We start from the raw sequence: 8144 nt of genomic DNA on the forward strand, positions 1-8144 counted from the left end.
TTGCCGATGCAGAAGCGGCTGAAGATCTGATCCAGCACCGCTTCGGAGATCTCCTCGCCGGTGATTTGGCCAAGGGCGTGCAGGGCGCCGCGCAGGTCGATGGTCCAAAAATCGAGGGGGAGCTGCGCCTGCATAGCCTGAACGACTTGTTCCAGGCTGGCTTGGGCCTGGCGGAGGGCGGCGGCCTGGCGTTGGTTGAGGCTCACCTCCAGGTTGGGCTGGGGCCGCCCCTGAGTCACAAGCTGCTCCAAGGCCTCTTCCAGCTCCGGGATCCCTTGGCCTTGGGCGGCGACGGCGGGGACGCGGTAGGCGATCTCGGGCGGGAGGCGGATCTTGTCGGCGGGGGCGAGGTCGGTTTTGTTGATCACCAGGATGAGGGGGCGGTGGCGGATGGACGCGTAGATGGCGGCGTCGGCATCCGTCCAGCCGGCCTGGGCGTCGATGACCAGCACCAGCACATCGGCAGCTTGAGCCAGCCGTTGGGAGCGCTCCACCCCTAGCCGTTCCACCGGATCGTCGGTGGCGCGAATGCCGGCGGTATCCAAAAGCTGGACAGGCATCCCTCTGACCACCAACTGGGATTCCACCACGTCGCGGGTGGTGCCGGGCAGGTCGGTGACGATGGCGCGATCCTGGCCTGACCAGGCGTTGAGCAGGCTGGACTTGCCCACATTGGGCCGCCCGACGATGGCCACCTTGACCCCGGTGCGCAGCAATTGCCCCCGCTCGGCGGTGGCCAGCAGGGCCTGCATCTGGGCCTGGATGGCTTGCAGCCGGGCCTGCCAAGCGGGGACGTCCAGGGGGGGCAGATCCTCTTCAAAGTCGAGGCGGGCTTCGATCTCGGCCAATAAACCCAGCAGCTCCTGGCGCAGGGCGCGGATGGACTGCCCCAACTTGCCCTGCAGCCCCGCCAGGGCCATTTGGGCCGCCTGCGGGGAGCGGGCCGCCACCAGATCGGCCACGCTTTCGGCCTGGGTGAGGTCGATGCGGCCGTTCAAGAAAGCGCGCAGGCTGAACTCCCCCGGCTGCGCCAGCCGTGCCCCCTGGCGCAGGCACTGCTGCAGCGTGGCCTGAACCACCATGATGCCGCCGTGGCAGTGCAGCTCCACTACGTCCTCGCGGGTGTAGGAGCGGGGAGCCTGCATCCAGACGGCCAGGGCCTCGTCCAACCGCCGGCCCTTCTCGTCGTGGATCCAGCCGTAGAGGAGGCGATGGCTTTCCCAGACTGCGTTGCGGCGGGCGGGAGTAAAGATAGCCTGGGCAATGGCCAAAGCCCGCGAACCGGAGAGGCGTACAATGCCAATGCTGCCCTGTTCGGGCACCACTGCCGTGGCAATGGCAGCAATGGTATCGGCCAGGGGCGCAGTCAGATCCATCCTCGACAAAGCCCGGCTTGAATTGTCGCAACTGTTGGATTCCCCATCGGCTTTCCCCGATCCCCTGCAGAGGTCTCTTGCGCCTATTGGCGCGCCTCCCCGAAGTCGGAAAAAGCTATAAAAAGCCGTGCGACCCGGTGAAGGCCGGGGTAGCCTGACAGTGGCAACTCACGCTCGTCCCGGATACTTATGAAGCCGTTACGCACGTTCAAGGTCACTCCCTACCTGCCGGCTGCTCTGGAAAGTCTGCGCTTGTTGGCCTATAACCTGCATTTTAGTTGGAACGTGGAAACCCGCAGCCTGTTTCGGCGCATGGATCCAGATCTGTGGGATGCCTGTGGCCACAATCCGGTGGCTTTGTTGGGGCAGATTCGGCAGGAGCGGCTGGACGAGCTGGCGGAGGATCCTGGTTTTTTGGCCCACCTGGAGCGGGCCAGCCAACAGCTCCAGAGCTACCTGCAGGAAGACACCTGGTATCGCAAGTATCGCTCGGCCCAAGCGGTGGAAGGGGAGTGCTACGCCTATTTTTCAGCCGAGTTTGGTCTGGCAGATTGTTTGCCCCTCTACTCAGGAGGCCTGGGGGTCTTGGCCGGGGATCACCTCAAGGCGGCCAGCGACCTGGGCCTGCCGCTGGTGGGGGTGGGCCTGCTCTACCAGAAGGGGTATTTTCGCCAGTACCTCAACCCCGACGGCTGGCAGCAGGAGCGCTATCCCGTTAACGATTTTTTCAATATGCCCCTGGAGCTGCAAAGAGATGCGGAGGGCCGCGAGATTCGCATCGAGGTGGACTACCCCAAACGCAAGGTGTTTGCCCGCATTTGGAAGGCGATGGTGGGGCGGGTGCCCCTCTACCTGCTGGACACCAACATCGAGCCCAACAGCCAGTACGACCAGGACATCACCGATGAGCTGTACGGCGGCGACCAGGATGTGCGCATCCACCAGGAGATCATGTTGGGGATCGGCGGCGTGCGGGCTTTGCGCGCCCTCGGCATCCATCCCACCGTCTACCACATGAACGAGGGGCACTCGGCTTTTTTGGCGGTGGAGCGCATCCGCCTGTTGATGGTGGAGCAGGGGTTGAGCTTTGAAGAAGCCTGGCAGGTGGCCAAGTCCAGCCAGATGTTTACCACCCACACGCCGGTACCTGCCGGGATCGACCTGTTCCCGCCCGACAAAATCGACTACTACCTCGGCTTCTACTACAGCCAGATGGGCCTGAGCCGGGAGCGCTTTTTGGCCCTGGGCCGCGAAAACACCGGCGACTTTCAATCCCCCTTCAGCATGGCAGTGCTGGCCATCAACATGGCCTCGTTTGTCAACGGCGTCAGCAAGCTGCACGGGTCGGTCTCGCGCAAGATGTTCAGCCGCCTCTGGCCCGAGATCCCGCTGGAGGAAGTGCCGATTACCTCCATCACCAACGGGGTGCATGCCCGCACCTGGGTGGGGGAAGAGAACCAGGCCCTCTACGATCGCTACCTGGGGCCGGATTGGGCGGAGGCTCCCCCCTCGGATCCCCTGTGGCAGAAAGTGGATCGGATCCCGGATGGGGAGCTGTGGCGGGCCCACGAGCGCAGCCGCTCGCGCCTGATCAACTTCGTTCGCGAGCGCCTGGTGGAGCAACTGCAAAAGCGGGCGGCCTCAGCGGTGGAAATTCAGTGGGCCTCTGAAGCCCTCAACCCGGAAGTGCTCACCATTGGCTTTGCCCGCCGCTTTGCCACCTACAAGCGGGCCACCCTCTTGTTTCACAACCTGGAACGGCTCAAAGCCTTGCTCAACCATCCCCGCTACCCGATGCAGTTTATCTTTGCCGGCAAAGCCCACCCCCGCGACAACCCCGGCAAGGAGCTGATCCGGCAAATTGTGCAAGTGTCGCGCCAGCCGGAGTTTCGCCAGCGGCTGGTGTTTATCGAAGACTACGACATGTACATCACCAGCCTGCTGGTAGCCGGGGTGGATGTGTGGCTAAACACCCCCCTGCGCCCCCGCGAGGCCAGCGGCACCAGTGGCATGAAGGCGGCGGCCAACGGCGGACAGAACCTGAGCATTTTGGATGGCTGGTGGGATGAGGCCGATTACTACCAGACCGGCTGGCCCATTGGCCGCGGCGAGGAATACGAGGATCGCGCCTACCAAGACGAGGTGGAGTCCAACGCCCTCTATGACCTGCTGGAACAGGAGGTTGCCCCTCTGTTTTACCAGCGCGGTAGCGATGGCCTGCCCCACGCCTGGATTCGGCGCATGAAGCAGGCCATTCAGCTCAACTGCCCCCGCTTTAGCACCCAGCGCATGGTACTGGAGTATGCCGAGCGGGCCTACATTCCCCTCAGCAACTACTTCGACCGCATGCGCCGCGATAACTTCGAGTCGGCTCGCCAGTTTACCCGCTGGCGCAGCCATCTGCAGGAGAACTGGTACAACATTCGGGTTGTCAATGTCCAGGTCGAACCCCCCAAGAAAGCTTCCGCCGCCGGCCTCCCCTCGGCGCAAAACGACCAAGTGGTGATGGCCCGCGATCCCCTCACGGTGACCGTTGAGGTGCGGCTGGGATCCCTGCAACCCCAGGATGTCATCGTCCAGGCCTACCAGGGGCCGGTGGACGACAACGGCCAGATCCGGAACGGCCAAGCAACCCCCCTGCGCTACGTGGAGACGGTGGAGGATCGGGCCATCTTCTCCGGCCAGATTCGCTACGAGGCCAGCGGCTTGCAGGGGCTGGCCATCCGCCTGCTGCCCTTTCATCCTGACATGCACGATCCCTATGAGCTGCGGCTGATGCTCTGGGCCTAGAATGTCCGTTCCACCCAAAAGGGAGAAGGAAGGGGAACAGCAGGGATCCCCTTCCTATGCGGATCCAGCCTGAACAAGAGAGACTCCCCAAATTCGTGCGGATGGGTGTTTCTCGCTGCCCAATCAGGCAGAATCAGAGAAACCAGCTCCGGGTTGATGCCATGCTCAAAGCCCACGACTCGGCCGGTTTGCGCCTGTTGCTCGCGGCTGCCCTGCTGTTGGGGGGCTTGGCCAGTTGGCGGCAGGATCGCCTCTCGGCAGTGATGGGTCTGGCCAGTGCGGCAGCCATTTCAGCCTTCACCCGCCCCGCCATCTTGGCTTACAACCGGGGTCGCGAACGGTGGCTGAACCGGGATCTGATAGGGGCTGTCGAGCAGCTCAACCTGGCGCTGCAGCAGGATCCCTGTCTGACCAACGCCCACCTTCTGCGCGGCCAGGTTTACCTCGAACTCGGCCAACTTCCCCAGGCGCTGGCGGACTTCGACCAAGCCACCCGGTTGGCCCCGCGCCGGCCAGAGTCCTATCTCTACCGCGGCCTCCTTCTTCAGTTGCAGGGGGATTTGCAGGGGGCAATAGCCGAGCTTGCCGAGGTAGTACGCCGGCATCCCAGCGCCCCCCACCACCTCCGCTTGGCCAACCTGCTCAGGCAACAGGGATCCCTGCCTTCAGCTCTAGCTCACCTGGACGAGGCCATTTGTCGGGATCCCACCTCGGCGCCTGCCTATGCCTGCCGCGCTACGGTGTACGGCTACCTGGGAGAATGGGAGGCGGCTGTGGCCGATTGGTCCCAGGCCATCCGCTGGGATCCCTGTCCGGCCCACCACTATGGGCGGGGCGTTGCCTATGCTTGGGCCGATTGCTATGACGAGGCCATTGCCGACCTCAGCCGCAGCCTCGAGGCAGAACCCTGCCAACCCCACGTTCTCTACATCAGGGGCAATCTTCTCTACGAGCTGGGGGAGATCAAAGCTGCCCTCGACGATTACGACCAGGCCTTTCGCTTGGAAGCCGACGGCAACCTCGGGGATCCCACCGACGAGTACGGCTTGTACGGTCGGGGGCTGGCTTACGGAAATATGGGAGATAGGGCAACGGCTATTTCCAGTTGGCAAGCCGCTTTGCAGGTCAGCCGCCAACACCACAACCTAGTTTTGCAGGAACAGGCGCATCGATCTTTGCGGCAGCTCCAGGATTTGGACGGAGATCCCGGAGCCTTTGGCTAGCGAGGTCGAAGGGATCCCCTCAGAACATTGCCGCGAAACTGGCGTAAAATTTGCTTATCGCCATCTCAATTCCCCTGATCTGCAGTTGGATTTTTCCCACCTCCTTCTGTGGCTGCCGTGAAACACACCCTCAGCGCTCTTGTGCAGGATCAGCCCGGGGTCTTAACCCGCATCGCCGGCATGTTTGCCCGCCGGGGCTTCAACATCGACAGCCTCACCGTTGGCCCCACCGAGCGGCCTGGCATCTCCCGCATCACCATGGTGGTGCAGGGGGATGAGCACGATGTGGAGCAGATGACCAAGCAGCTCTACAAGCTGATCGACGTGCTGAAAGTAACCGACATTACCCATGTCCCCTGTGTAGAACGGGAGCTGATGCTCGTCAAGGTCAACGCCAGCATCGAAACTCGCTCGGCCATCATGGACGTGGCGCAGATGTTCCGTGCCCGGATTGTGGATGTGGCGGAAGAGTCTTTAACTTTGGAAGTGACAGGGGATCCGGGCAAAATGGTGGCCATCATCAAGATGTTAACCAGCTTCGGCATTCGGGAGATTGCCCGCACCGGCCTGGTAGCTCTCACCCGCGAGTCGGGAGTCAATACCGAGTACTTGAAGCAGCACCCCACCGTGGCAGTCGTCTGAGGGGCTTGGCCACGATGCCAACAGAGATTGCTTAGGGAGGAGGCCATGGCAAAACCGGAGAGAAGCCGGCGCCATAGGGGGCAGGCCCTGCGCAATAGCCTGCGTTGCCTGATGAGCCTCCTGGCCATTGGGCTGTTGGGGTTACTGGGGGGCTGTGGCCCCCGACCTCCCAAGTCGGTTGTGCAGCAGGCTCTGGCCTACCAGATCTCCCACCCGGCTGAGCCGGTTGCCTCGCTGGTGGGCAGCGACCGCTTAGCAGGCCGTTTGGAAGTGCAGGATGTCCAAATTCGTCAGGATCGCCGTGAACCCCTGCTGTTGGCCTCAGGAGAGAAACTGGAAGGCCACCACCTCAGCGGCACCTATACCGTAATTGTCAAGCCACCGGGATCCCGCCGCCCCTACCGCCGCAAGGGGGATCCCTTCCAGCTCACCCTGGCCCACCAGAAGGCGCAAAGTTCCCCTTCCCCTGGGGGAGCGCAGCCCAAAACCCTGCCCGAACGGTGGCTACTGGCCCATCCCTCTCCCGATGCCAAGAGCTGGGAGGTCATCGACTTTTTCCCCCAGCCGGCACCGCTGCCGGAGCTGCCTCCTGCCGAACAGGCGTACCGACACCCGACTGACCTTGACGCTCTCCCCGCCCCTATAGCTGGCTTTCGCCCAGGGGTAAGCCAGAGAACTCTTTCCTAGGCTGGAGGACTGCTCCCACCGGAGAAGTCAGCTACCTTCCCTGGGGAGGAAGAGATCCTTCGCGGCTACCTGGCCACAACAAAGCGCTACGTAGAAACTCCAAACAACGGTAGGCAGGCTCCTCTGCAGGCCTCAATGTTGTCCCTTGCGCCGCCATTTTCTGGGTCAGCACCGCAGAGGTGGTTGGCTCAGCGAAGCAAGGCCGCCCCCCACAGAAAGAGCCCATCCACCAACAGGGTATTCAGCACTGCTCCGGCAAAGGCCCAGTGGTGCAAGCGACGGGATCCCTGAATGACCCACAGGCCAACCCCAAGGAGCAGAAGGCTTAAGCCGATGCCCCAAGCTACCCCCCAAGGGGCGGCCATTTTGTCGAGCGCAGCCATAAACGGGACGGTTGCCTGATCCAGCCGGTCAAACCGCATCGCCTGCCGCCACTCCGGCAACAGCCCCACCGAGTAAATGTAAAGATCTGTAACCGCTGTGCCCCACAAGGAGCCGAGATAAAACCAGGTGCCGATGCGGGCAAAGCGTTGCCGTGCCCCCCACCAGACCATCGGGATCCCCAGAGCTTCCACCGGCATGTGCCAGAGGGGCTCCCAGCGCAGCCAGCCCCAGTAGAAGGATCCTGCCAGCCAAGTCAGCGTGAAGCCGTAGAGCAGATCCCCCCAGATGCGGGTGCGGGGCCGCGAGTAGAGCCGCCAGCTAAGGCCCAGCCAGCCTAGAGTCATCGCCAAGCTTAGCCAAGGGCTATAGCGCACCAGGGGCGCTGCCACAAAAACGGGTAGGCACACCAGCACAGCCGCCGCTCCCCCGATGGCGTGGTGAGAGGGAAACCGCCTTCGCAGAGAAGAACGGGGAATCTCCCGTCCGACTGGGCCCTGGGAGGCCAGGGAAGGCTCTTCTTGGAGAGGCGGCGAACAAGAGGTAGGAAACAAAACGCAATCCTTAGAAACTTTTACATCAGTTAACATAGCATCTTCCCTGCCCTTTCCCGCCCCGGCCGAGAGGGGCCGGTGTTGCCAGGGTACTGCCGAAAATGTCAGGGTGAGAATAACGCGCTGCCCGGAAAACACTATGGAGTTGCTGTTGGCGGGAGATATCGGGGGCACCAAGACCAGCCTCAGCCTCTTCAATGCCCAAGATCCCGATCACAGCCTCTACCACTGCCGCTACGCCAGCCAGAGCTATCCCAACCTCACCCCGGTGGTGCTGGAGTTTCTGGCCCAGGCACGGCAGGAGCTGGGGCGAGATCCCCAACCGGTTGCCGCCTGCTTTGCTGTGGCCGGCCCCGTAGTGGAAGAAAAAAGCAGTCCAGGAGCCGGGGGACAGAGGGCCAAAATCACCAACCTGCCCTGGAGCCTGCACTCAAGCCAGTTGGCGGCGGAGCTGGGGATCCCCCGCCTAGCGTTGATCAACGACTTCAGCG

The 8144-nt window shown here is 62.8% G+C and carries 7 protein-coding genes; 5 read left to right on the top strand and 2 right to left on the bottom strand.

Going from position 1 to position 8144, the window contains the following annotated elements; genetic code table 11:
- Positions 1 to 1376, bottom strand: a 1376-nt coding sequence (gene mnmE / locus NW809_RS08965) for a tRNA uridine-5-carboxymethylaminomethyl(34) synthesis GTPase MnmE (protein ID WP_414401968.1), incomplete at its 3' end; no start/stop codon positions are given.
- A 189-nt stretch (positions 1377 to 1565) separates the two neighbouring features.
- Here mnmE and glgP point away from each other — a divergent pair.
- The 4 genes from glgP (at position 1566) to NW809_RS08985 (ending at position 6718) form a co-directional block, all read left to right on the top strand.
- A complete protein-coding gene (gene glgP / locus NW809_RS08970) occupies positions 1566 to 4166 on the top strand; it encodes an alpha-glucan family phosphorylase (protein ID WP_099834812.1) in 2601 nt (866 codons plus the stop codon).
- A 161-nt stretch (positions 4167 to 4327) separates the two neighbouring features.
- Entirely contained in the window at positions 4328 to 5389 is a 1062-nt protein-coding gene (locus NW809_RS08975; RefSeq protein ID WP_011430942.1) for a tetratricopeptide repeat protein, read from the top strand.
- Between the two features lie 117 nt (positions 5390 to 5506).
- The gene (gene ilvN / locus NW809_RS08980) at positions 5507 to 6031 is read left to right on the top strand and encodes an acetolactate synthase small subunit (protein ID WP_011430944.1); all 525 of its coding nucleotides are present in this window, start codon (positions 5507 to 5509) and stop codon (positions 6029 to 6031) included.
- Between the two features lie 45 nt (positions 6032 to 6076).
- Complete coding sequence (locus tag NW809_RS08985; protein WP_414348416.1) at positions 6077 to 6718, top strand: hypothetical protein; 642 nt, start codon at positions 6077 to 6079, stop codon at positions 6716 to 6718.
- A gap of 188 nt (positions 6719 to 6906) precedes the next feature.
- Here NW809_RS08985 and NW809_RS08990 read toward each other — a convergent pair whose 3' ends face one another.
- Complete coding sequence (locus NW809_RS08990; RefSeq protein ID WP_099812964.1) at positions 6907 to 7653, bottom strand: DUF3120 domain-containing protein; 747 nt, start codon at positions 7651 to 7653, stop codon at positions 6907 to 6909.
- A gap of 139 nt (positions 7654 to 7792) precedes the next feature.
- On the opposite strand from NW809_RS08990, the gene NW809_RS08995 reads away from it, so the two are divergent.
- Positions 7793 to 8144, top strand: a 352-nt coding sequence (locus NW809_RS08995; protein WP_414401969.1) for a glucokinase, incomplete at its 3' end; no start/stop codon positions are given.

The organism is Synechococcus sp. WC101 (genome assembly GCF_047461555.1).
Taxonomy (GTDB): Bacteria; Cyanobacteriota; Cyanobacteriia; order Thermostichales; family Thermostichaceae; genus Thermostichus.

Excerpts from the sequence above, each read along its gene's own strand:
- glgP (WP_099834812.1), top strand. The coding sequence starts at position 1,566 with ATGAAGCCGTTACGCACGTTCAAGGTCACTCCCTACCTGCCGGCTGCT.
- NW809_RS08975 (WP_011430942.1), top strand. The coding sequence starts at position 4,328 with ATGCTCAAAGCCCACGACTCGGCCGGTTTGCGCCTGTTGCTCGCGGCT.
- NW809_RS08985 (WP_414348416.1), top strand. The coding sequence starts at position 6,077 with ATGGCAAAACCGGAGAGAAGCCGGCGCCATAGGGGGCAGGCCCTGCGC.